This window comes from Porphyromonas gulae, assembly GCF_000765945.1.
Taxonomy (GTDB): domain Bacteria; phylum Bacteroidota; class Bacteroidia; order Bacteroidales; family Porphyromonadaceae; genus Porphyromonas; species Porphyromonas gulae.
In genome coordinates this window covers 1-23,688 of sequence record NZ_JRAT01000002.1, presented here as the reverse complement: position 1 = coordinate 23,688, position 23,688 = coordinate 1, and the positions used below count along the sequence as shown (strand labels likewise).

24 protein-coding genes and 1 tRNA gene are annotated in these 23,688 nt (G+C 49.8%); 15 read left to right on the top strand and 10 right to left on the bottom strand.

Annotated features, from left to right (window positions below):
- Window positions 1-71 precede the first annotated feature (71 nt).
- Window positions 72-1,724: a hydroxylamine reductase gene (gene hcp / locus HQ49_RS00365; RefSeq protein ID WP_039417803.1), complete on the top strand. Its 1,653-nt coding sequence runs from the start codon at window positions 72-74 to the stop codon at window positions 1,722-1,724.
- Window positions 1,725-1,836: 112 nt separating this feature from the next.
- Here hcp and hcpR read toward each other — a convergent pair whose 3' ends face one another.
- From hcpR to HQ49_RS00315, 9 genes are all read right to left on the bottom strand, one after another.
- Window positions 1,837-2,523: a nitrosative stress-sensing transcriptional regulator HcpR gene (hcpR, locus tag HQ49_RS00360; protein ID WP_039417802.1), complete on the bottom strand. Its 687-nt coding sequence runs from the start codon at window positions 2,521-2,523 to the stop codon at window positions 1,837-1,839.
- A 16-nt stretch (window positions 2,524-2,539) separates the two neighbouring features.
- Complete coding sequence (locus HQ49_RS00355; protein WP_039417801.1) at window positions 2,540-2,902, bottom strand: MerR family transcriptional regulator; 363 nt, start codon at window positions 2,900-2,902, stop codon at window positions 2,540-2,542.
- A 64-nt stretch (window positions 2,903-2,966) separates the two neighbouring features.
- Window positions 2,967-4,382, bottom strand: a complete 1,416-nt coding sequence (locus HQ49_RS00350; RefSeq protein WP_039417800.1) for an O-antigen ligase family protein — start codon at window positions 4,380-4,382, stop codon at window positions 2,967-2,969.
- A gap of 41 nt (window positions 4,383-4,423) precedes the next feature.
- Window positions 4,424-5,308, bottom strand: a complete 885-nt coding sequence (locus tag HQ49_RS00345) for a hypothetical protein (protein ID WP_039417799.1) — start codon at window positions 5,306-5,308, stop codon at window positions 4,424-4,426.
- 10 nt (window positions 5,309-5,318) lie between these two features.
- Entirely contained in the window at window positions 5,319-6,197 is an 879-nt protein-coding gene (locus HQ49_RS00340; RefSeq protein WP_018964916.1) for an MlaD family protein, read from the bottom strand.
- Between the two features lie 40 nt (window positions 6,198-6,237).
- The gene (locus HQ49_RS00335; protein WP_039417798.1) at window positions 6,238-7,425 is read right to left on the bottom strand and encodes an N-acetylmuramoyl-L-alanine amidase family protein; all 1,188 of its coding nucleotides are present in this window, start codon (window positions 7,423-7,425) and stop codon (window positions 6,238-6,240) included.
- Window positions 7,426-7,617: 192 nt separating this feature from the next.
- Window positions 7,618-7,691, bottom strand: a tRNA-Thr gene (locus HQ49_RS00330).
- 987 nt (window positions 7,692-8,678) lie between these two features.
- On the bottom strand, window positions 8,679-10,136 hold the full coding sequence (locus tag HQ49_RS00320; RefSeq protein ID WP_018964919.1) for a catalase: 1,458 nt from the start codon (window positions 10,134-10,136) through the stop codon (window positions 8,679-8,681).
- Between the two features lie 48 nt (window positions 10,137-10,184).
- Window positions 10,185-10,631 carry an NADPH-dependent FMN reductase family protein gene (locus HQ49_RS00315; RefSeq protein ID WP_039417796.1) on the bottom strand — a complete coding sequence of 149 codons (447 nt, stop codon included), beginning with the start codon at window positions 10,629-10,631 and terminating at the stop codon, window positions 10,185-10,187.
- 509 nt (window positions 10,632-11,140) lie between these two features.
- Here HQ49_RS00315 and HQ49_RS00305 point away from each other — a divergent pair.
- The 14 genes from HQ49_RS00305 to HQ49_RS00240 all read left to right on the top strand — a co-directional run bounded on the left by HQ49_RS00305 (window position 11,141) and on the right by HQ49_RS00240 (window position 23,464).
- Window positions 11,141-12,073 carry a metal-dependent transcriptional regulator gene (locus tag HQ49_RS00305; RefSeq protein ID WP_039417795.1) on the top strand — a complete coding sequence of 311 codons (933 nt, stop codon included), beginning with the start codon at window positions 11,141-11,143 and terminating at the stop codon, window positions 12,071-12,073.
- Window positions 12,074-12,108: 35 nt separating this feature from the next.
- Complete coding sequence (gene feoB, locus HQ49_RS00300) at window positions 12,109-14,283, top strand: ferrous iron transport protein B (RefSeq protein ID WP_039417949.1); 2,175 nt, start codon at window positions 12,109-12,111, stop codon at window positions 14,281-14,283.
- Between the two features lie 35 nt (window positions 14,284-14,318).
- The gene (locus HQ49_RS00295) at window positions 14,319-15,965 is read left to right on the top strand and encodes a glycosyltransferase (protein ID WP_039417793.1); all 1,647 of its coding nucleotides are present in this window, start codon (window positions 14,319-14,321) and stop codon (window positions 15,963-15,965) included.
- 68 nt (window positions 15,966-16,033) lie between these two features.
- A complete protein-coding gene (locus HQ49_RS00290; protein WP_039417791.1) occupies window positions 16,034-16,987 on the top strand; it encodes a calcium/sodium antiporter in 954 nt (317 codons plus the stop codon).
- A gap of 20 nt (window positions 16,988-17,007) precedes the next feature.
- Entirely contained in the window at window positions 17,008-17,472 is a 465-nt protein-coding gene (locus tag HQ49_RS00285) for an arginine repressor (RefSeq protein WP_018964926.1), read from the top strand.
- 264 nt (window positions 17,473-17,736) lie between these two features.
- Window positions 17,737-18,339, top strand: coding sequence for a riboflavin synthase (locus HQ49_RS00280; protein ID WP_039417789.1), 603 nt, complete (start codon window positions 17,737-17,739; stop codon window positions 18,337-18,339).
- Window positions 18,336-18,887: a nitroreductase family protein gene (locus HQ49_RS00275; protein WP_018965875.1), complete on the top strand. Its 552-nt coding sequence runs from the start codon at window positions 18,336-18,338 to the stop codon at window positions 18,885-18,887. Before HQ49_RS00280 ends, HQ49_RS00275 begins: the two co-directional genes overlap by 4 nt.
- 60 nt (window positions 18,888-18,947) lie before the next feature.
- Window positions 18,948-20,162 (top strand): aminotransferase class V-fold PLP-dependent enzyme, encoded by a 1,215-nt coding sequence (locus HQ49_RS00270; RefSeq protein WP_039417786.1) that lies wholly within the window; start codon window positions 18,948-18,950, stop codon window positions 20,160-20,162.
- 20 nt (window positions 20,163-20,182) lie between these two features.
- Window positions 20,183-20,635 carry a hypothetical protein gene (locus tag HQ49_RS00265; RefSeq protein ID WP_039417784.1) on the top strand — a complete coding sequence of 151 codons (453 nt, stop codon included), beginning with the start codon at window positions 20,183-20,185 and terminating at the stop codon, window positions 20,633-20,635.
- A 30-nt stretch (window positions 20,636-20,665) separates the two neighbouring features.
- Complete coding sequence (locus HQ49_RS00260) at window positions 20,666-21,271, top strand: ribonuclease HII (protein WP_080745513.1); 606 nt, start codon at window positions 20,666-20,668, stop codon at window positions 21,269-21,271.
- A gap of 25 nt (window positions 21,272-21,296) precedes the next feature.
- On the top strand, window positions 21,297-21,524 hold the full coding sequence (locus HQ49_RS00255) for a hypothetical protein (RefSeq protein ID WP_039417782.1): 228 nt from the start codon (window positions 21,297-21,299) through the stop codon (window positions 21,522-21,524).
- Entirely contained in the window at window positions 21,521-21,973 is a 453-nt protein-coding gene (locus tag HQ49_RS00250; protein WP_018965879.1) for a nucleoside deaminase, read from the top strand. The genes HQ49_RS00255 and HQ49_RS00250 overlap by 4 nt, the downstream gene beginning before the upstream one ends.
- Before the next feature lie 32 nt (window positions 21,974-22,005).
- On the top strand, window positions 22,006-22,920 hold the full coding sequence (locus tag HQ49_RS00245; protein ID WP_039417780.1) for a ribonuclease Z: 915 nt from the start codon (window positions 22,006-22,008) through the stop codon (window positions 22,918-22,920).
- Window positions 22,895-23,464, top strand: coding sequence for a C40 family peptidase (locus HQ49_RS00240; protein ID WP_039417778.1), 570 nt, complete (start codon window positions 22,895-22,897; stop codon window positions 23,462-23,464). The genes HQ49_RS00245 and HQ49_RS00240 overlap by 26 nt, the downstream gene beginning before the upstream one ends.
- On the opposite strand, the gene HQ49_RS11900 is transcribed toward HQ49_RS00240, so the two are convergent.
- The coding region (locus HQ49_RS11900) for a hypothetical protein (RefSeq protein WP_039417776.1) at window positions 23,446-23,688 on the bottom strand (243 nt) is incomplete at its 5' end. The two genes, HQ49_RS00240 and HQ49_RS11900, sit on opposite strands and share 19 nt — an antisense overlap.

Genomic DNA, 23,688 nt, shown 5'->3' with positions numbered 1-23,688 from the left:
GATAGCAGCTTCTACTTTTGTGTCATCAAAGAACAACGATCGATTAACAAAAGAAAGAAGGAGACTCGACAATGGAAAAGAAAATGTTTTGCTATCAATGCCAAGAAACTGCAGGCAATAAGGGATGCATCCTCAAAGGGGTATGCGGTAAGGACTTTAGTACAGCCAATCTGATGGATTTGCTCGTCTTCAACCTCAAAGGCATTGCCATCATAACAACTTCGATGAGGCGTGCCGGAGTGAAAGCCGATTACCGAAAGGCAGATAAGACGATCATGGAATCTCTATTCGCCACGATCACCAATGCCAATTTCGACTACTCTTCCATAGCCAAACGCGTAGAGAAAACATTTGCACTCAAAGCGGAATTGCACCATTTGGCTCTTGCTGAAGGTGTAGAGCTTCCCGAAAACGAAGCGGTAACGATGCAGGGAACGCAGGAAGAATATGATCAGTTGGCTCTCAGCGTAGGTATTCTAAGGGAGACAAACGAGGATGTACGCTCTCTCAAAGAGCTGACGATCTATGGACTCAAAGGATTGGCAGCCTATGCGGAGCATGCAGATCGACTCGGCTACGTGGATGAAGAGATCAATGCCTTCACAGAACGCGCGCTACACGATGTGACGATGGGATTGCTTTCGGCGGATGAACTGACAGCTCTTGTACTGGAGACCGGTTCTTACGGAGTGAAAGTGATGGCTCTTCTGGACAAAGCCAATACCGAAAGCTTTGGCAATCCGGAAATCACGGAAGTAAATATAGGTGTCGGTTCGCGCCCGGGTATCCTTATCAGTGGTCATGACCTGAAGGATATGGAGATGCTGCTCGAGCAAACCGAAGGAACGGGTATAGATGTGTACACGCATAGTGAAATGCTACCGGCCAACTACTATCCCAAATTCAAAAAATACAAACACTTCTTCGGTAATTACGGCAATGCATGGTGGAAACAGCGTGAGGAGTTCGAAACTTTCAACGGCCCTATCCTCTTCACTACGAACTGTATCGTACCGCCTAAAGCCAATGCCTCCTACAAGGATCGGGTATTTACCACCAACGCTACAGGCTATCCGGGATTCAAGTACATCGAAAGCGATGAGCACGGCCGCAAGGACTTCAGCGAAATCATTGCCTTGGCCAAGACTTGCCAGCCTCCCACAGAGATTGAAAGCGGTAGCATCATTGGAGGCTTTGCACACCATCAGGTATTGAGCATAGCCGACAAAGTGGTGGAAGCGGTCAGCAGTGGAGCAATCCGCAAGTTTGTAGTGATGAGCGGTTGCGATGGCCGGCAGAATGGGCGCAACTATTACACGGAGTTTGCCGAAGCTCTTCCCTCCGATACCGTTATCCTTACATCGGGATGTGCCAAGTTCCGATACAACAAATTGCAGCTTGGCGATATAGGTGGCATCCCTCGCGTTCTTGATGCCGGACAATGCAATGACAGCTATTCACTGGCAGTTATTGCTCTGAAGCTGAAAGAAGTAATGGGATTGGATGATATCAATAAACTTCCGATCATCTACAACATTGCATGGTACGAGCAGAAAGCCGTTATCGTCCTACTCGCTCTGCTCAGCCTCGGAGTCAAGAATATCCATGTAGGCCCTACCCTTCCGGCATTCCTATCCCCGAACGTAGCGAAAGTACTGGTAGAAAACTTCGGTATAGCCGGTATCGGTACGGTCGAAGAAGACATTCAGACGCTGATTGCATGAGAACGTGTGTGAATGCCTGCGGCAGTAGATTGGGAGCATTGCAGTAGGTATTCCTCTCCGGTCGATGACCAAGAGAAGAAAAAACATGTATAATCAAGAAGACTTGATTTGATTACTCCAGCCTCGACAATCGTTGAGGTTGGAGTATTTCTATACTCTTGCCGTCCACCCTAATAATGCCCTCTTCTTCAAGTTGAGAAAGGCTGCGTGCCAGCGATTGCCTGTTCACGCCAAAGCGATCGGCAAGTTCTTTCCATGAAGATTCGACAACGATCCGACTGCTGCCGTCTTTGGTATAAAACCGAAGCAGATAGTCTCCGATCTTGCCCTGTAAACTTCGTAAACTAAGCTGATGGATTTTCTTCATGAGGAAAGCACTGATGTCCGAAATCATGCCGATAAAATTCTCCATCAGAGCAGGGTACTTATGCATCGTCCCTTTGAACTCTTGCTTCCCGATGCGGAAAAGAATACTGTCCTCATTGGCCAATAAGGTAACGGGTAAAATATTCTCCGATGCAAAAAGAAGGGCCGGAGCCAAGATACGACCGGTGGCTAGTGTATCTATCAGAATCTGCTTACCGGAAGGTCCCACCATCTCAGCGCGAATCTCTCCTGCGCCCACGATCCGAAGGTCTTGCAGCTTATCTCCACCGATAGCGTATAGCTCTTCTGCTTTCAGCCGTTCAGTCCTATATGAACAACTCTCAAGCAGAGCTATGACCTCATCCTCTTTCATACCGGCAGCGAGTCCACTTCCTTTCCATGCTTTCAGAAGGAGATCAAATTCGGGATTCATCACAGCAGTTCTTCCCTTAGTATATATTCTTCCGCTCCCATTGATCAATGGCATCACGAATATCACATAGTTCCTGACGGATTTCTTTCAGGCGACTGATGACTTCTTCCCTGCGCGTAGTACCATCATAATCGTTCTTGAGAGCTTGCTTCGTACCTGCAAGTGTAAGCCCTTTCTCCTTGGTAAGGTGGTGAATAAGCCGCACCATTTCAATGTCTTTGGCTGTATAGCGACGAGTGCCGCCTTTGGAAGTATGTGGCTTTAGTGCAGGGAATTCCTTCTCCCAAAAACGCAGAGTGGAATCCGGCAGATCGAACATCTGTGCCACTTCGCTGATGGAATAGAATAATTTTCCCTGTTTTTGCTTTTGCTTTTTCATTTTTCAAGCCGTACGGAAACAGACCCTGATCATCTGAGGATCAGGGCAAACTTAAAAAAATCTTTCAAGCAAAGTCTCTCTTTCGAGTCGGAGAAACGGCAAATACCGAGAACCAAAATGCCAGCAAATAGGCACCTCGAACAAAGATCAGAGGGGATTCGATTGCCATTGTCAGGAGGATAGCAGGCAGGAAAAGGAGGAAATCATATCGTCTCTCGCGATAGGCAAAGTAAAACAACCCGCCTACGAATATCACCAATACGACCATCCCGGGAATCCCGAGCTGCATACCATCGGCCAAAAGTTGATTGTGCGGATGTTTCAACAAAATATCCGTATCGATCCGTGCCTGTAGCACATTGTCCATAGTACCCAAGCGAATACCCGTCCACGGATGCCGATCGATAGCTTCCATCGCTATATCTCGCATTTGACTACGCTCTCCGTCAGCAAAAAAGCGATGCGACAAGAGACCGTTGAAGATAAAACCTCCTACAATGATAAGGACGAAAGAGGCGAATAAAAGTTTCTTTTTCTGGGATAGGAAAAAGGCTCGTACCAAGAAAAAGAACATGATCGACAGGGGAATGAAGAGCATGGCCAAGCGGCTTTGGGTAATAAAAGCAAAGCATGACAAGGCGACCAAACCATAGACCATTTCCACCGTAGATACCGTTTGTTCCCGATAGAAATACTGACGTACGGCGACTGCCATAAAAATAGCGAATATGCCCAAGAAGATATAAGTGGGATGGGCAAAATGCGTCCAATGGAGCATACAGAAGCTCGATGCAGGCATTGGGATATGAGCCTTGAGATAGAATTTATCGAAAGAGAAAGGAGATAAAACAGATTGACCGAAGTATTGGGTCAAAAGAAGAGAAATAAGAATGATGCAGGATAAGTACACCAATACAAGGCGGAAAGAAAAAGAAAGAAATACGCCCCATTCCACTCTTGTCGGGCGCCAACAGCACAAAGCCAAAGGCAAAGCCAATAAGGGAAGTCGCTGCTTAAGCGTATGCAGAGCGTCCTTAGTCTCTACGGCTCCGATAAGCCCCGTCATCTGAAACAGATAGTAAGCTACCAGCAAAACAAGAATACCTACCGGCAGATAGAATTTCTTTTGAGCAATGGCATACACATAGGAAATACCACAGAAAAACCATACCGCACCGATAGCAAAACCTAGCAGTTGGCCTACCGCAGCCACAACAAACGAGATAAGCAGCAGCTTGCGGAAGGTAGTAGCATCTGTCCGAATGACTCCTCTGACACCGGCAGCAACAGCCATTCCTCCCATAACGATGGCAAAAATCCACACGAAGAAAGGTGGCGCAGCCTTTTTCGGTTCGAATACCTGCCAGTCTTTCACCAATGGATATAATAAGGACAAGACTACGATACCGAGTATGAGAAAGACAACGTTCATATTTTGCCGCAATAAGCGGACAAACCGAACCGAAAACGTTTCAGACATGATAGTGTTTGAAATAATTGATGAGGAAAAATAGCCGACCTCTATCGGGAAGATAAACCAAGTTTGTCACTCAAATAACGGATACGCTTTTCAGCCTTTTCTCTTTCTCCCATGAGAGTAGTACGATAGCTGTACATTTGTCCGAGACGAGCAGTCTCCGACAAGGCTTTAACACCCGCTCCGGATATTTGGAATGTATGCATTACTTTTCCTTTGGCCATAAAATCTATCCGAAGGGTATGTCCTTCGGCCTCGGCCTGAACAAAAAGCTCTCCGAGTTTGGCCGTCTCTTCTGACGGATAGGTCACCATTTCATAGTATAACCCCAAATCGGCAAAACGATAGTTAAGCGCACCATCGTAGGGAATATCTTGAGTCTGTAGCATGGACTTCGATAGCACATCCCTCACCCGAATAGCAGTATGGTTGATAGCTTTGGCTCCGGCATATACGCTCAAAACATTGAGATGGCCAAGGGTATCCGCGCTGCAACGCAGACGTGTACGTTCCTGCCCCGATGCTTCACCCCAACCGGGCAGAAAGAATTCCGGTGCTCTGTCTTCCATGGCCAAGGTCTTGAAAGAGCGGGAGGCACTGTCGATCCTTCCTGAGAGTACAAGCAGGGCACTATCGGCAAAGGCACGATTGCGCTCACACTCTTTGTACTCAGCCTGTCGACTGAGGTGCAAAGCCTCCTTGCGAGCAACCGTATCCGTAGCGTAATGACGATGAACGCTATCAGCCAAAATCCGAACACCGGAGTAATCGGCCTGCTCGTATGCTTCACGCATCAATACAAGCAAATGCCCCGCTCCCGATTTTGTATCCTGCTTACAGCCAACAAACTGCAACGAGAGGATAAAAAGCAAGAACGAGAAAGAAACTCGTCCCACGAGATCCAAATATCTGCTAAATGCTGTCCTCATTCACGCGCGATCAAAAAACGGAGAAGTGTACATAGCGTTTGGGATTGGCTTTGAGGTCGCGCAATAGTGCATCCGCACTCGAAGCCATACTATCCAGTCGCATATAGAGCGATTTGTCGTTCAAGAGCATCCCGAGCGAACCGTCGGAATTGCGAATTTGATCGGAAAAGCTTCGAAGGTTCTCCGATGTAGCCTGCAATTCGGCCATCAAAGCCTCCAGTTTCAGCTGTTTCAATTCCTCCGAAAGCTCTGCCACATTATCCGTGATGGTACGTGTATTGGCCATGACGGCAGGCAGTTGTGTCCCGATGGACTTATCCAAAGAAGCAGTCAAACGATTTAGCCGCTGGGCCGTTGCTGCCATATTCTCCATCATTATAGCCAAATTGGGATTATTGACCATATTCGCCAAGCCGACAATGACTGAATCCACCTTCGGCATCATGTTCACGACAGAAGGAACGATCTTATTCGACGTTACCGACATAATATCTTCGGGAGTTTCAGACCGAATGGTATCCCCCGGATTCAGGTATCCATCCCGAGGATCACCTTGCATGATGCGAAGCTCCGCTCCACTCAAAGCTGTCTGGTGAATGGCCAAATGACTGCCTTTGGGCATACGATATTCGGACTCGAGATCGACTCCCACAATGATAGAACGACCATTCTTATAGTCGAAGCTAAGAGACTTTACCACTCCTACCTTATAGCCGTTGACCAATACGGGACTGGCGACATTAACGTTCTTCACTTCCGGGAAAGCGGCATAATACACATTCTCCCGTTTGAAAACGTTGAATCCTTTCAGGTAGTTCAGACCGAAGTACAGCAGAAAAAGAGCAATGAGAGTCAATGCTCCGATCTTTGTAGTCTTATTTATTCTCATTTCTTTTATTGTTACCTCTAATAATGCTTTCCAAACAATATCAATATATCTCTCTCACACGTTTGCCTGCCTCATAAACCACGATATAAGCATCGGGGAAACTTTTCCTGACCTTTTTCCGAAGGCGACGTGCCTCCCCCTCGCTGGAAGCCGCTCCTGTAAGATAAAAGAATCGACCGCCTCGTTGTTCAATGGTCACCTTGTAACCTTTCAATCGCTTATCGCCATTTTTGAGCTTCGTCTTCGAGGACATGATCTGTATTTTATAGGTTTCCTTCGTGGAATGAGCACCCTCATCCAACTTTGTGGCATGCTCCTTGGGAGCTATACTTCCCTTATCATCAGACATATCTGCCGAAAAGGCAGCATTGTCTTCAGCTTCGGCTTCGGCCTTATCCTCTTCTTCAGTAGCCTGTGGTGCAGGTTCGGACACCTTACCGGAACGTCTGTCATAATCCTCCTTGTATCGGGCAAATCCTCGGGCTATAGCCGAAGCCAACTCGTCACGCCCGGCTTCCGACCCCAAATAACGAGCCTCTGCCGGATTGCTTATAAAGCCCAGTTCGACGAGAACACTCGGCATGGCAGAAAACACGAGTACAGCCAGATTGCCGAGCTTCACCCCTCTGTCATGACGCCCCTTGGCCACAAATCCTTTTTGGATCTGTTGAGCCAGTTTGATGCTCTGATCCTGATACGTATTCTGCATCAGTTCGAACATGATATAACTCTCGGACGAACGGGGGTCAAACCCTTTATAGACGGTCTTATAGTCTTTCTCCATCAATATGACGGCGTTCTCACGCTGGACTACCGCCATATTTTTACTGTTACGTTCATGCCCCATTACATAGGTCTCAGTACCATAACCTCCATGACCTCGCTCTTGGGAATTGACATGAATACTGATAAAAAGGTCGGCATTGTTTTTATTGGCATATTCGGCACGCCCCATCAGGGTAACGAAGAAATCCTTCTCACGGGTATAGAGCACTTTCACATCCGGATGTTTGCTTTTAATCAGTCGCCCCACACGCAAAGCCACGGCCAAATTGATGTCTTTTTCTCGCAAACCATTACCGACCGCCCCCGAATCATGTCCTCCGTGTCCGGCATCGATAACCACCGTAAACGCACGATTGCGTTGGCCCTGCAGAGGCAAACACACGATCAAAAAGAGAGCTGCCATCCAAAGCAACAGATAGGGGGTATGGTTTTTCCTCGACATGAACTTTATTATCCCTTAAATGAGTACAAAAATAAGGATTATCCGCAACAAACGATGGCAATAAAAACCGTGATTTTCCTCTCAGTCCATTAGAGATTACGAATACTAAGGCACTGAAAGATAAAGAACAACAGAAAAAAGACTGCACCGACTTCTCATACCAAGCTGAGAAAATCGGTGCAATTCTTTTCGAGCCTCTTGTCGGATTCGAACCAACGACCCCGAGATTACAAATCACGTGCTCTGGCCAACTGAGCTAAAGAGGCAGATGGGTAAGCTAGCTATATCGCGCCGCTACAACCTAATACCCTTGCTGCGATCAAGCCCTGGGGGAATCAAAGGGAGCATGCCGTATAGGACTTACCCGGGTGCAAAAGTAGTAATAATTCCATAACGGCCAAATGATCGAACGGAAATAATCCGATTTTTTCCTCCTGACAGCGAAAATTCTTTTGGAAACGAATAGTCTCTGAACTGACCGAAGCGGAGAAGATTTGCGATGCGGAAATTCGATTCCACGTGGTTGACGGTTTTGACTATATTTGCCGGCCAAGAAAGCTCCCATCAAGAGTATAAAGCTCTTTGCCGAAAGTGATTATCGAATTAATATAGAACGATATTGATAAATAATTTACAACCAAATGACAACGAAAACACATACAACCCCGACACATATATTGCCCAACCTGACAGGCAGGTTCCATCCCCTCCGCATCTGTCATACCACCGCTTTATTCGGTCTAAGCAAGAATATCTCTATGACAAATAAAGAGGAATAACGCTTCCATAGTCTCCTCAAAGATCTAAGGCACCCACCGAGTTTCTATGGGGAACTCGGTGGGTGCCTTTGTTTTATCACCTCTCGAAAAAGCCTTTTTCAGCATGCGATTTATATAGAAATGACTTTCGATCTATATATAAATGGAAAACGATTTATATACAAATCGAAAACGATCTATATATTTATCGTAAATGATTTGTATATAGATCGTTATCTTCTCTTCCAAAAGTCATGTTTCTACCTGAAAAACTTCCTCTTCTTGCCTTTTTCGCTTCAAAATCTTCTTCCTTTCAGGTGCTTATTTGGAATGATTCCAAACTCATCTTCGTTGTTGAAAACTTTTTTGGCGCGTATTTTTAAGCCGGTTAATGGCAAAAAAAGGAAATAAAAAAGGCTAAGCACGAACCGATCTATGTCGGTATGCTTAGCCTATTTATCGCTTTAGCAACTTTCTATGATCTGACTGTATCGCTTACAGTGCTTCGTTTACGTCAAGCCCCAAAGCCTTTGCTACTCCCTTGCCATAGTCCGGATCGGCCTTGTAGCAATTCGCTATATGGCGCAGCTTGATCTCTTTGGGGATATCACCCATGGCACGAGCCGTATTGTCGAATAGTACCTGCTGCTGATCCGGCGACATGATATGGAAGAGCTTGCGAGGCTGAGAATAATAGTCACTGTCATCTTCCCTGAAATCCCATTGATAGGCAGCACCATCAAGTTCGAGGGGTGGCTCTTTGTACTCATTCTGATCTTGCCAGTGCCCATAGCTGTTAGGCTCATAGCCAAGACGCGAACCGAAGTTGCCATCTACCCTCATGGCTCCATCCCTGTGATACATATTCAGGAAAGGACAACGACTCCTGTTCACAGGTATTTGGTGATGATTCACGCCGAGGCGATAGCGTTGCGTATCGCCATAGGAAAACAGACGCCCCTGCAACATCCTGTCAGGTGAGAAACTAATGCCGGGCACCACATTGGCAGGGTTGAATGCCGACTGCTCCACATCGGCGAAGTAGTTTTCCGGATTGCGGTTCAGCTCCATTACGCCAACTTCGATAAGGGGAAAATCTTTCTGCGACCACACCTTTGTCAAGTCGAAAGGATTATACGGCAAAGCTTTGGCTTCTTCCTCCGTCATGATCTGCACCTTGAGCGTCCAACGAGGATAGTCGCCACGCTCAATGCTTTCAAATAAGTCTCTCTGATGACTTTCACGATCTTTCCCGATCAATGCTTCCGCCTCTGCATCTGTCAGATTCTTTATCCCCTGTTGAGTGTGGAGATGAAATTTCACCCAATGTCTTACTCCTTCGGCGTTGATAAACGAGAATGCATGGCTTCCGTAGCCGTGCATGTGACGATAGCTGGCAGGTATACCTCGGTCGCTCATCGTGATAGTCACCTGGTGGAGAGCTTCGGGCAAAAGCGTCCAAAAGTCCCAGTTGTTTTGAGGACTCCTCATATTGGTGCGTGGGTCACGCTTTACTACGTGGTTCAGGTCGGGGAATTTGAGAGGATCTCTCAGGAAAAATACGGGGGTATTGTTTCCTACGAGGTCCCAGTTACCTTCCTCAGTATAAAACTTGATAGCAAAGCCACGTATATCCCGCTCCGCATCAGCCGCACCACGCTCTCCAGCCACAGTCGAGAAGCGTACAAACAGCTCGGTCTGCTTGCCGATTTCGGAGAAAATAGCCGCCTTCGTGTACTTGGTGATGTCATGAGTGACAGTAAATGTGCCGAAAGCTCCCGAACCTTTGGCATGCATACGACGTTCGGGGATCACTTCACGATCGAAGTGAGCCAGCTTTTCCAAAAACCAGACATCCTGCAGAAGCATAGGACCACGCTTGCCTGCAGTGGCCACATTCTGATTGTCTGCTACGGGGGCACCCGCAGCTGTAGTAAGTTTGTTCTTTTCCATTGTTTTGTCTCTTATTTAAGTTAAGTAATTAAATGTCCAAACAAGATGTCATTCACTTTTTTCGTGAAGTGTCTTTATCTTCTCTATATAATGATCCAATCTCCGTTTGTCATCCTCTGAGAGGATACCGGTACGAGAGCGCATCGTATCGATGCAAGCGACACCCGACAAATTGAGATGCCGCTTCATCCTGTTGAAGATGGCACCGGTACGCACCTTATAAGTAGCAAAAAGGACAAGATTGGGAGGCAATGTCGCCGGAAGTTTGCGAGAGCCTTCTACCCAAAGATGGCTGGGATGCTGATTGACGACGAACCACCCCGAAGTCCAGCTGCCAAGCATAAGGAGATCCGAGTCCTTGATCTGATCGTCCTTAAAGTCAGAAAGTGCTCCGAAGTTCACATTCACCCCCCTACTCCACAAGTACATGGCCATAGCTCTTGCCCATCCGGCAGTACGGCCTTTCTTGCTCTGATATAGTATAGTTGCTTTCATTTTTCTTTTTATTCGTATTACTTATTTGACAAAGATATAGAGCAAGATTCTTATATGTAATTCGCAGATTTTATCAAACTATAGCTCTTATCTATATTCCATAAACCGATTGCATATCATCCTCCTCAACAGCCGAATCATGCACTAAAAAACACCATAAAGTAACCCCGTTCAGTCCTCCATCTTACTGCCTCAAATATAACACTTTATACCAACTATTTAAAGCCTTTCACACAAGAATCCCAAAAACCGTCAATGAATGGGATTTGAATAGAGGAAATCGCTCATGATTCGATAGACAATGGGAAAAGAATGGCCAGGGAAAGAGAATGAAACGGCTCTTGTGGATACAACTTTGCATCCGGATACCTCGATGCAGGTAAAAGAGCGAGGGAGAGCCTGTGGTTTGACGAATTCTTCGATGAAAATAAGCATCTTTGTCATACTGAGAACGTTGTGCCGCAGGCCAACAGGCCGAACACTTCGGTAATAATAGAAGTTATAGAAGCATGAATTTATTCTCGAATCTTCCATTTCGTTTCGATGTACGCCGTCTGTCCGAAGACACGCTTAAAGCCATCTATTCTTTGGAAGAAGATGGTCTGCCAGTCAATGCAGACCAACTGGCCGGACTGACCGGACTGAAGGTAAGCAACCAACAGTATATACTCGATCTGCTGCACAAACAAGGCTATTGTCTTCCTCCGGACTCGCATCTGACCGAAAGCGGACGGAAATATGCGCTCAAGGTGATTCGACGCCACAGGCTTTTGGAAAAATACCTGTCCGAACACTCCGGCTACGAACCCAGCGAATGGCATGCACAAGCCTGTAAGGAGGAGCACTATCTGTCCGATGAAGAGCAGGAGCGGATAGCAGTCCGCCTCGGCAATCCGCTTTTTGACCCGCACGGCGATCCCATCCCGACGGAAGAGGGCGAAGTGCAGTCGGTGGAAGGAGTATATGCCGACGAACTGCCGGATGATTCGTATGTGAGAGTGATCCACATCGAAGACGAGCCTGCCGACCTGTACCGACAGATAGAAACCATCGGCCTCTTCCGGGGTGCTGTATTCCACCTTCTACATACCGATACGAATGGAGTGCACCTCTCTTTCGAGGGGGAGCAATTCTTGCTACCACGGGAGGCTGTACATAATCTGACCGTAATGCCCTGTACGGACGAAGGCATGATAGATTTGGCGCAGAAGACCGTCAAGCTCACTACGCTTCGTCAGGGTGAAGAAGCTACAATAGCCGGCATCAGTAAGGCCTGTCGGGGAGCCAATCGCAGACGGCTGTTGGACTTGGGGTTCGTACGCGGTAGCCGAATCGCCATAGATCTGACCAGTCCCTTGGGCAATCCGACGGCTTATGTGGTCAGAGGAACAGCCATCGCCCTGCGACACGATCAAGCTCGTTATATCCTTATATACAGGTAAAAAACAAAACGCTCAGACCAACTTCGAATCGAATGATGAAAAAGAGTGCTGCCACTTCTTCAGCCTGCAACGGCTGTCCCGCACACAGCGGAAATAAACTACGGCGCTTGGGCACCGATGCGGAACGATACGACTTTACCATCGCCCTTGCCGGCAACCCCAATACGGGCAAGAGCACGGTATTCAATGCTCTGACCGGACTCAAACAACATACCGGCAACTGGCCCGGGAAAACGGTAGAGAAAGCCGAAGGTGCATTCTCGTATGCCGGCTCTTCATACAAGATAGTGGATCTTCCGGGTACCTATTCTCTCCTTTCTACTTCCGAGGATGAGGAGATCGCTCGCGACTTCATTCTCTTCGGCAAGCCCGATGTCACCCTCATCGTGGCGGATGCCACCCGACTGGAGCGGAATATGAATCTGATCCTGCAAATCCTCGAAATAACGGATCGTGCCGTCCTATGTGCCAATCTGATGGACGAAGCCGAACGGAACGGCGTGCAGATCGACCTGAGAGGTCTCTCGCGCAGGCTGGGTATCCCTGTCGTAGGAGCCAGTGCACGTTCGGGCGAAGGCATATCCGATCTACTGTCGGCCCTGTCTGAGGTGGCCAAAGGGATTTATCGCTGTACTCCGCATCGACTGACAAGCATCGGTACCGAAATAGATGCGAAGATCGATTCTTTGGCCGAATCCATCCGGCTCTTTCATCCCGATACACCCAATAGCAGATGGTTAGCTCTTCGCCTTACGGAGGGAGACCGACGGGTGGAGAATATGCTCTATGCCGATAACGAAGCTCTGGCGGAGAAGCTGAAAGGAGAGGTGGACGAATTTCGCCGCAACTTCGGCGAAGACCTGCATGACCAGCTCTCGGAAGCACTCTATTCCGACGCCGGAAAAATATGCCAAGAAGTGGTCACTCAGGCCAACAAACGTGGGAGAACTCCTCTGGACATCAAGATTGACCGCATCGTCACGAGCCGGAAGTGGGGTTTTCCGATCATGTTGCTCATGCTGGCCTTCGTACTGTGGATTACCATTGTAGGCTCCAACTATCCGTCCCAGTGGTTGAGCGACAGCCTTGTAGGTATTCTCCATCCCTTGCTGAAGACACGAGCTATGGATCTCCTGCCGGATTGGTTGAGCGGATTTCTCATCGATGGTGTCTACTTGGCTACGGCTTGGGTCGTAAGTGTGATGTTGCCGCCGATGGCCATTTTCTTTCCTCTCTTTACATTATTGGAAGACTTCGGTTTTCTTCCGCGAGTGGCATTCAATCTGGACGAACTCTTTCGTCGTTCGGGTGCGCACGGCAAGCAGGCTCTGACCATGACGATGGGCTTCGGCTGCAATGCGGCGGCAGTCATCAATACGCGCATCATCGACAGCCAAAGGGAGAGGCTGATAGCTATTCTGACCAACAACTTCTCCCTGTGCAACGGCCGTTGGCCTACGCAGATACTCCTTGCCACGGTCTTCCTCACGCCTGCCGTACCGGCCTATTTGCGCGGCGTGATCGGCATCGGGTCGGTCGTGGCCATCGCATTGCTGGGTATCGCTTTCATGTTTTTCTTCTCTTGGGTACTCTCCCGGACGCTGCTGCGAGGTCAAGTATCCACGTTCAATCTGGAGCTTCCACCTTACCGTCCGCCACAGTTTTGGCAGACGATCTATAAATCCATCGTAGACCGTACGCTCGTCGTTTTGTGGCGTGCCGTTGTCTTTGCTGCGCCGGCCGGTGCCCTTATCTGGCTCACCTGCAACATTCAAATCGGCGGAATCGGGATAGCCGAATATCTGATCGACCTGCTGGACGGCCCCGGGTGGCTGATGGGACTCAACGGTGTCATTCTGCTGGCCTATGTATTGGCTATTCCGGCTAATGAAATAGTGATACCCACGATCCTGATGCTGACCGTCCTGACTACGGGAATAGACGGAGGAGCCGGTGCCGGCGTCATGTTCGAAGCCGATGGTGCGGCCGAAACGGCACGACTATTCGAAGCCGGCGGTTGGACTATGCTGACGGGTATCAACCTCATGCTCTTCTGCCTGCTCCACAATCCTTGCAGCACCACTCTGTTCAACATATATAAAGAGACGGGGAGCCGGAAATGGACACTGCTGGCAGCCTTGATTCCGCTTGCCACGGGTTTCGTTGTCACCGTAGCCGTGGCCTTTGTATGGCGGTTGGTCGGAGGATAAGACCGAAAAAACTTTCCCAAACGAATTGCGATCGAATGAATGATTTTCGCCCCAACCCTTCCCTCTTGTTGGAGACGAGCTGGGAGGTTTGCAATAAGCAGGGTGGTATATACACTGTGCTTACATCAAGGGCACACGAGATGATGAAACGCCACGAAGGACGTGTCATTTTCATAGGCCCCCTGCTAACGGAGCAGGAAGAATTACCCGCCGATTTTGAGAATACAGTCCCTGCCATCTTGGAGGATTGGCATCGTGATGCAGCACCTTCGCTGGACTTGCGATATGTGTGCGGCAGCTGGCGAACTCCCGGTGCTCCCCCTGTAGTACTGGTGGACTTCGAACCCCTCTATGCACAGAAAGCAAAGCTCTACTATGAGATGTGGGAGCACTTCGGCATCCAAAGCGACAAGGGGTACGGCGACTATGACGAAGCCTCGCTCTTCGGCATTGCCGCAGCCCAAACAATGCACAGTCTGTGCGAATACCTCTGCCCCGAAGACCAACCGGCCATAGGCATATTCAACGAATGGATGCTCGGCATGGGACTCCTCTACAGCAAGCGGAAAACGCCTCGTCTGAAAACCCTTTTCCTCACACATGCCACCACCACAGGGCGGTCTATCGCCGGCAACAACAAAGCTCTGTATGCATACATGCCGGGCTACAACGGCGATCAAATGGCAGCCGAACTCGGTGTGGAAGCCAAGCACGGGATAGAAAAGGCGGCGGCTCACCAATCGGATACCTTTGCCACGGTAAGCGAACTCACGGCCAAAGAATGCCGGCAGCTGCTCGAGCGCGATCCGATGGTACTGCCCAACGGATTCGAACCGAACTTCGTGCCGCAAGGAGAAGAATACGAGAGACGGCGCATCGAAGCGCGAAAGCGACTGCTCCACGTAGCAGAACATCTGACCGGCAAGCAACTGCCTGACAATACCCTGCTGATAGCTACGAGCGGACGCCACGAGTACAGGAACAAAGGTATCGACCTCTTCATCGATGCCGTCTCCGATGCCGGACGATCGGGCAAACTTCGCACCCCGGCTTTGGCTTTCATCCTCGTGCCGGCATGGGTAGCCGGAGCGCGTGCCGACCTGCAATATCTGCTAAATCATCCCGATCCTATGGAGTATAAGGAGAAACCCCTCCCCTATCCTTTCCTGACGCATTGGCTGTACGACGTACAGGAGCAGACTATCTCGAAACGACTCGGCGAATCCGCCGGCAGTGCCGGAGAGGCCTCCTTCATCTTCGTCCCCTGTTACCTGAATCGGAAGGACGGCATCTTCGGTCTCAGCTACTACGATTTGCTCATCGGCATGGATCTGACCGTCTTTCCCTCCTACTATGAACCGTGGGGATATACGCCGCTGGAGAGCATCGCCTTCGGTATCCCCACGGTGACGACCGACCTTTCGGGCTTCGGACTTTGGGCTATGCAGGAGTGCGGCAGCCGGGACGATTTCAGTACGGGCGTAGCCGTCATCAAGCGTACCGACGACAATTATGCAGAAGCCGTGCAATCCATCGCCGAGCTACTATGTCGTTGGCCGGCCGAAACTGCCGACCGAACGGTCTACCGGCAGGCAGCCATGCAAACGGCATCCCATGCAGAGTGGCGTCTGTTTTACGACCGGTATGAAGAAGCATACTCCGCATTGCTCAGCCGGGATTGAGGACAATCGATAATGAAAAAAACGCATCTTTGTAGTCCATTCCACGAACAAACAGCTATTACAAGACAATGATACCGAACATACTGCTTCTAATCCTCGGATTGCTCTTAGTCGTTGGCGGAGCCAATTTCCTCACCGATGGCGCAGCCTCCATTGCCAAGCGATTCCGGCTCTCGGACTTGGTCATCGGCCTTACCGTACTGGCCTTCGGCACATCGGCACCCGAACTCACCGTCAGTCTGATGGCAGCTCTGAAAGGAAGTGCCGATATAGCCATCGGCAACGTCATCGGGAGCAATATCTTCAACATTCTGGCCATCGTGGGAGTTACGGCCCTGATCATACCGCTGGCCATGTCGAACAGTACGATCCGTATCGAAATCCCCCTGACCATCCTCTCCTCCGCGGTCTTGTTTTTCATGGCCAACGACCGTCTCTTCGACATGGCCGGAGAGAATGTGATCACCCGTACCGAAGGCTTCGTGCTGCTGGCTTTCTTCCTGATATTTCTATTCTACACCTTCAATATGTCCAAAGGGGAAGAATCCCCCGGACAGGTAAGGCTGTTTGGCCTCCCCGTATCCATAATAATGGTAATAGGCGGTCTGGCAGCTCTCGTCTTCGGGGGCGATCTATTCGTGGACAATGCAGCCATGCTTGCTGCACAGATGGGCATAAGCGAATCGGTTGTCGCCATCACCATAGTAGCGGGAGGAACTTCCCTGCCCGAATTGGTCACCAGCGTGGTGGCTGCCATCAAGAAGCGTCCGGGCATGGCCATCGGCAATATCGTCGGTAGCAACCTCTTCAACATCCTGCTCATCCTCGGAGTCAGTGCATCCATCAGCCCCATAAGGATCCAAGGCATTACGGTCGTGGACTACGGGATCTTCATCCTTGCGACAATCCTGCTCTATATTTTCGGTCTTTTCTTCGGCGACAAAACGATCAAACGCTTCGAAGGCAGCATCCTCCTATCGCTCTTCGTCTGCTATACGGTCTATCTGGTTATGACCGCCTAAAGAAAACTATACGGGGAAAAATGCGAAAGAAAAGGCTCGATGCCATCCGTCGGCATATCCTGCGAGGGGAAATCTCCACTCAAGAGAAGTTGCAAACAGCCTTACTGTCCGAAGGCATTTCCGTATCGCAGGGCACACTTTCGCGTGATCTGGAGCTCCTCGGCATAGAAAAATCGACTTCGCCTTCGGGGGGAAAAGTGTACAGTCTGCCCCAAGACAGTCGTCCACCCTCCCCTCGCGGTGAACTTCGCATCGGACGCACCGAAGGGTTTATCGGACTGGCCAATGCAGGAGAGACGCTCCTGCTCAATACGGTCGAAGGCCATGCAACCCGCATCGCATCGGAAATAGAGGAGCTGTCTGCGCCCGAAGTGGCGAATGTATTCTTCGGCCCAACACACATCGTTGTCATCGGACAGAAAGGAACCACGCGTCAGGCTTTGCTCTGCGCCATTGCTCCGGCCGTTCCCGAAGTCCTCCGCTGAGAACCGACACGCCTCCTCTCGGCAAACCCACCCAAAAACGATTGTAGGCCGTTTCTTGCTTCCTGCACCGCTGCATGGAGCAAGAAACACCCTACGATGATACCCACAAATGACTGCTCTACAATGAATTACACCATAAAAACGACATTTCCATGAGATAGCTGTTTGGCATGCGTTTGCTCTCCTATCGATAGGTATTTCCCTTACCATCACTATATTTTCTGTAGTTTTGTACCGCTTCATCAATTAAAAACAACGACAATTATGTTTTCTGGAATCGTAGAAGAATATGCCCAAGTGACAGATCTCCATCGCGAAAATGACAATCTGCACATCACGATGACGTGCTCTTTCGTCAATGAACTCAAGATAGACCAAAGCATCGCACACAACGGCGTATGCCTCACGGTAGTCAGCAAGACGGACACCACCTATACTGTAACCGCCATACGCGAAACCCTCGAACGCTCCAACCTCGGACTCCTCCAAATAGGCGATCTCGTCAATCTGGAACGAAGCATGATGATGGGCGGCCGGCTCGATGGGCACATCGTACAGGGACACGTAGATCAGACGGCCGTATGTACCGCTGTGGAAGAAGCCGGTGGCAGCCACTACTATTCGTTCGAATACAAGCTCGACAAGGAGATGGCTCGCCAAGGCTATATGACAGTGGAGAAAGGATCCGTATGCGTCAATGGCGTGAGCCTGACCGTATGCGACTCCGGCATGAACAGCTTCCGTGTGGCCATCATCCCCTATACTCGCGACCATACGAACTTCTGCCGCATTGTCCCGGGTAGCGTGGTCAATCTGGAATTCGACATCGTGGGGAAATACCTCAGCAAGATGCTCCAATACCAATGAACCCGAACGACTTTTACTCCCTGATCGAACAGCGGCAGAGCGATCGCAAGTTCGATCCCGACCGCCCCGTACCCGAAGACGTGCTTGAGCGCATCATCGAAGCGGGGCGTCTCTCCCCCTCAGCCTGCAATTCGCAGCCTTGGAGCTTTGTAGTCGTCACCGATCCCGATACTCGCAGACAGTTGGCGGAAGCCTCATCGTCCCGGCTATTGGGTATGAATCATTTCACACGTCAGGCTCCCGTACACATCGTAGTAGTAGAGGAGAAAGCCAACTTCACGGCTACTATCGGCGGAAAAATGAAAAAAATCCACTATGCCAATATCGATCTCGGCATAGCTGCCGCACACATCACGCTTGCTGCCACGGCTGAAGGTCTCGGTAGCTGCATCATAGGTTGGGTAAACGAAGCCAAGATTCGCGAAATACTGGGTATCCCCTCCGGACGTCGCGTAGTCATGAACATCATGCTCGGCTATTCCGCCGATCCGCACAGGGCCAAGAAGCGCAAAGAAACCTCGGAGATTCTTCACCGCGAGAAGTGGTAGGTTCTCTCTCCTCCCTCCCCCCCGAAGAGGTTACATAAATAGTATATAGTATAGCTCATTATGTACGACATTCAAAAAATCAGGGAAGACTTCCCCATCCTCCATACCCGGGTACACGGTAAACCCCTCATCTATCTGGATAATGCCGCCACAACGCAAAAACCCATAGCGGTATTAGACCAAATCGAACGAGCCTACCGCACATTCAACGCCAACATCCACCGCGGCGTTCACCATCTGAGTCAGGTGGCTACGGAGCAGCACGAGAATGCTCGCAAGCGAATAGCCTGCTACATCGGAGCAGAAGACCCGAAAGAGGTGCTCTTTACGCGTGGCACTACCGAGGCGATCAATCTGGTGGCCTCTTCGTTCGGCCAAGCTTTCGTCCGTTCCGGCGATGAGATTATCATCAGCACCCTCGAACACCATTCGAACATCGTCCCGTGGCAACTTTTGGCCGAGTGTACCGGTGCTCGGCTCAGAGTGATCCGGCTGACTGAATCGGGCGAACTGGATGTGGAGCATTTCCGGTCTCTACTCAACGAACGCACCAAAATCGTTTCGATAGCCCACATCAGCAATGTGCTCGGCACCATCAATCCCATACGCCGGATAACGGATTTGGCTCATGCCGCCGGAGTACCCGTTCTGGTCGATGGAGCACAGGCCATCGCCCACTGTCGGGTAGATGTGCGGGAGTTGGGAGCGGATTTCTACGCTTTCTCCGGCCATAAAGTGTACGCACCTACAGGAATAGGCGTATTGTATGGCAAAGCAGAGTGGCTGGAGAAGATGCCCCCTTACCACGGCGGTGGAGAGATGATCGCCAAGGTGACATTCGAAAAGACCACCTACAACGAATTGCCCTATAAGTTCGAAGCCGGCACGCCGGACTATGTCGGTTCCACAGCTTTGGCCACAGCTCTCGACTACATTGAAGGACTGGGCTTAGAAGTCATAGCCGCACATGAAGACAAACTCCTGCGCATGGCTACCGAAGGCGTGAGAGCTTTTCCCAATGCCCGTATCATCGGAGAAGCCGAACACAAGAGCGGTGTGCTCTCTTTCCTCATAGGGGACATTCATCCCTATGACCTCGGCATGCTACTTGATCGGCTGGGTATAGCCATCCGCACCGGACACCACTGTGCCGAACCGCTGCTCGAAAGCATGGGACTCAATGCCACGGCTCGCGCCTCCTTTGCCCTATACAACACCGAGGAGGAAGTGGAGCAATTCCTCCAAGCCTTGAAGCGCATAGTAAGCATGTTCTAAGAATTAAAATAAAACTTTATATGAATTGCAATAAAGTCATTGAAATTTCAAATCACATAGCAGCATATATCCCCCAAAAAGCAGATGGTTCTTTTACTTTTCAATCTGATGACAAATTGAATAAGTTAATTGAAAAACACAAGGATCTCAATAATTATGGGGTATATCGATTTCGTGCTAATACAGAAGATGGAGAGATTCTGTATATTGGCCATTCTGGAACAGTAAGTGATAGTAAGTTCAAGAAACAAAAACTAAGCAAACGAATAATGCTGAAACAAGAAGGGAAGTGCCGCCAAGAATTCTTTGAAGAACAAATCAAAGAAACTGAAAATAAACTGACAAGTATCATTATTGAATGGTTCATCATCAAAGAAGAAGATGAAATATTACCGGCATATGTGAAAGCATTATTGATACAAGAGTTTTGGAAAGAAAACAAAAGATTACCCAAGTGGAACAAAACTTTTTAGATCTAATAAAACACTTATCCTGATATAAAGATGCTGCTCTCTCGCTATATAGACGATGACTTGCGTGAATGCGGTTGCGACGAAGCCGGTCGTGGCTGTCTGGCCGGTCCCGTCTATGCAGCGGCTGTGATCCTACCGGCCGATTTCTCTCATCCCCTGCTGAATGATTCGAAGCAACTGAGCGAAAAGCAACGCTACACCCTTCGCCCTGTCATAGAATCCGAGGCTATCGTATGGGGGATAGGTATCGTAAGTGCGCAGGAAATAGACGAGATCAATATCCTCAGAGCTTCCTTTCTCGCCATGCATCGCGCCATAGAGCAGTTGCCTTTTCGCCCCGAAAGGCTGCTGATCGATGGCAATCGGTTCGATCCTTTCGAACAAATCCCCCACCACTGCATCGTGGGAGGCGATGCCCGCTATCGCTCCATCGCAGCAGCTTCCATTTTGGCCAAAACTTATCGGGACGACGCGATGCTCCGCCTGAATAAGGACTTCCCGATGTACGGATGGGAACGCAACAAAGGCTATCCTTCGACGGCACACAAATCTGCTATTCGTCGCTTCGGAGTTTCGCCGCATCACCGCCTTACTTTCCGCGGAGTAGCGGAGGCAGACCGGCCGGCAGCAGAATAAAGGGACTATATTTGCACCACTGAATATGAGCAGGAAAAACCGGCACAATGTACTCCCGCGAGCCACGATGCTCCGAAAGAAAACAATCCAAATCCGACTGAACGAGGCGGAGCACAAGGCCGTCGAGACCTATTGTAGCCGTTTCAAGGTGGAGAACCGCTCTCGCTGGATCCGCGAAACGCTGATGAAAGAGGTAATACACCTATTAGAAAGTGATACTCCTTTGCTTTTCCGAGAGGAGGAAATGCGATGACAGCCCCTACCCTTGCCACAGATGACATCCGCTATATGAGGCTTGCACTTGAAGAGGCGCGAGCGGCCGCTGACGAAGGAGAGGTTCCTATCGGAGCCGTGATCGTTTGCAAGGGGCAGATCGTTGCGCGTGCTCACAACAGAGTGGAAAGCCTGAACGACCCTACGGCTCATGCCGAAATGCTTGCCATCACGATGGCTGTGGATGCCATAGGGGGGAAATACCTCCGCGACTGCACACTGTACGTGACTGTCGAACCCTGCCTGATGTGTGCCGGCGCGCTTCGCTGGACGCAAATACCACGAGTAGTGTACGGAGCTTCCGAACCCAAAGTGGGCTACAGGCTGTTCACCGATCATGCACTCCACCCCAAATGCCGCGTAGAAGGCGGTATATTGGCGGACGAATCAGAGGATCTGATGCGTAGTTTCTTTGCCGAACGGCGGTAGCCGAGCGACACATTTATATATCTTTGCGCAATATGGCAGCATTCAGTGTACATATATTGGGCTGCGGATCTGCCCTGCCGACCACACACCACCATCCCTCTTCGCAAGTAATCGACCTACGCGACAAACTTTACATGATCGATTGCGGAGAAGGTGTCCAGCGACAATTCAGACTCGAAAAGCTCCATTTCGGGCGTCTCATCCATATTTTCATCAGCCATCTGCATGGCGATCACTGTTTCGGCCTGCCCGGATTTATCTCCACACTTGGTCTGTTGGGACGTACCGGCACCCTGCATGTACATGGGCCGGAGGGAATAGAGCGTTTCCTCAGCCCCATATTGGAGCAGTTCTGTCACCGAATGCCCTATCAGGTGGAGATACATACGATCGATGCCTCCCGACATGCGCTTGTGCATGAGGACAAATCCGTCAAAGTCTATAGCATACCGCTCAGCCACCGCATCCCTGCAGCGGGCTACCTCTTCGAAGAAAAATGCCGTGCAAGGCATCTGAACAGAGCGGCTGCCGAGTTCTACAATATTCCGCTTGCCGAATATCCCCTCATCATAGAAGGATCCGACTACACGACACCGGATGGGCGGATCATCCCCAACCGACACCTCACGACCCCGGGCACACCGCCCAGACGATATGCTTACTGCTCGGATACGGAGTTTTATCCCTCCATCGTCCCTATTATTCAAGGTCTGGATTTGCTCTACCATGAGGCCACTTTTATGGAGGAGGATCGGGCAAGAGCCAAAGAGACTTTCCACAGTACGGCCAAAGAAGCGGCCGAAATAGCACGACTTGCAGGAGCCAAACGCCTCCTAATCGGGCATTACTCCGGCAGATACAAGGATGTCCAAGGCTTGCTGGAAGAAGCTCAAAGCGTATTCAAGCCGACTATTGCCGCCAATGAAAGAATGCGTATCGATCTGTAAATGCCTTTTCCGGCAGTCTTGTTTGCTCCTCGCCCTTACCGGTCTGCTGTATTCCTGCGGAACGAGCAAGAAAGCGACAAGCATATCCGGTAAACCTCACCATACAACTGCCACCGGCCATTCGCTCCGAACGGCGGAGGACATCGTTACCGACCTGATAGCCCGAGGCAAGAAGCTGATAGGCAAACCCTACAGGTATCGGGGGCCATCGTCTTGGCCGATGGATTGCTCCGGCTACGTGGCCTACCTCTACTCCTGCTACGATATTCATATTCCACGCTCTTCATCGGCACTATACAACTATACCATTCCCGTACGCCATCCTCTACCGGGCGACCTGCTTTTCTTCCGTGGCAGTAAGAACCGCAAAGGGGTTATCGGCCATGTGGCACTGCTGATCGAAGTTCGCGGTGACGAACTGATCATGCTGCACAACACCAATAGTAGAGGTATCATCATCGAATCGCTGCAACGAAGTTCGTACTTCAGCAAGCGTTATGTCCGTGCCGGCCGTTTACCTGAGATTCAAGCCCTCATGGACTGATCCTCGCCAAGTTCCCCTTCTACAAAATCCGATTCCACCTTTTCACCGGCAAAAACTTGAATGGTGTCGATGCTGTGGACTACATTTTTAAGGAGATCGGCACAATAAAAATTGCCCCACATATACTGAAGTGCACCCAAAAAGTTGGACAGGTTAAACATTATCCGGTTATAGAAAGAGTTCGGTATTGCACCGGACTCTTTCCTTTTAACCGTGATTTTATT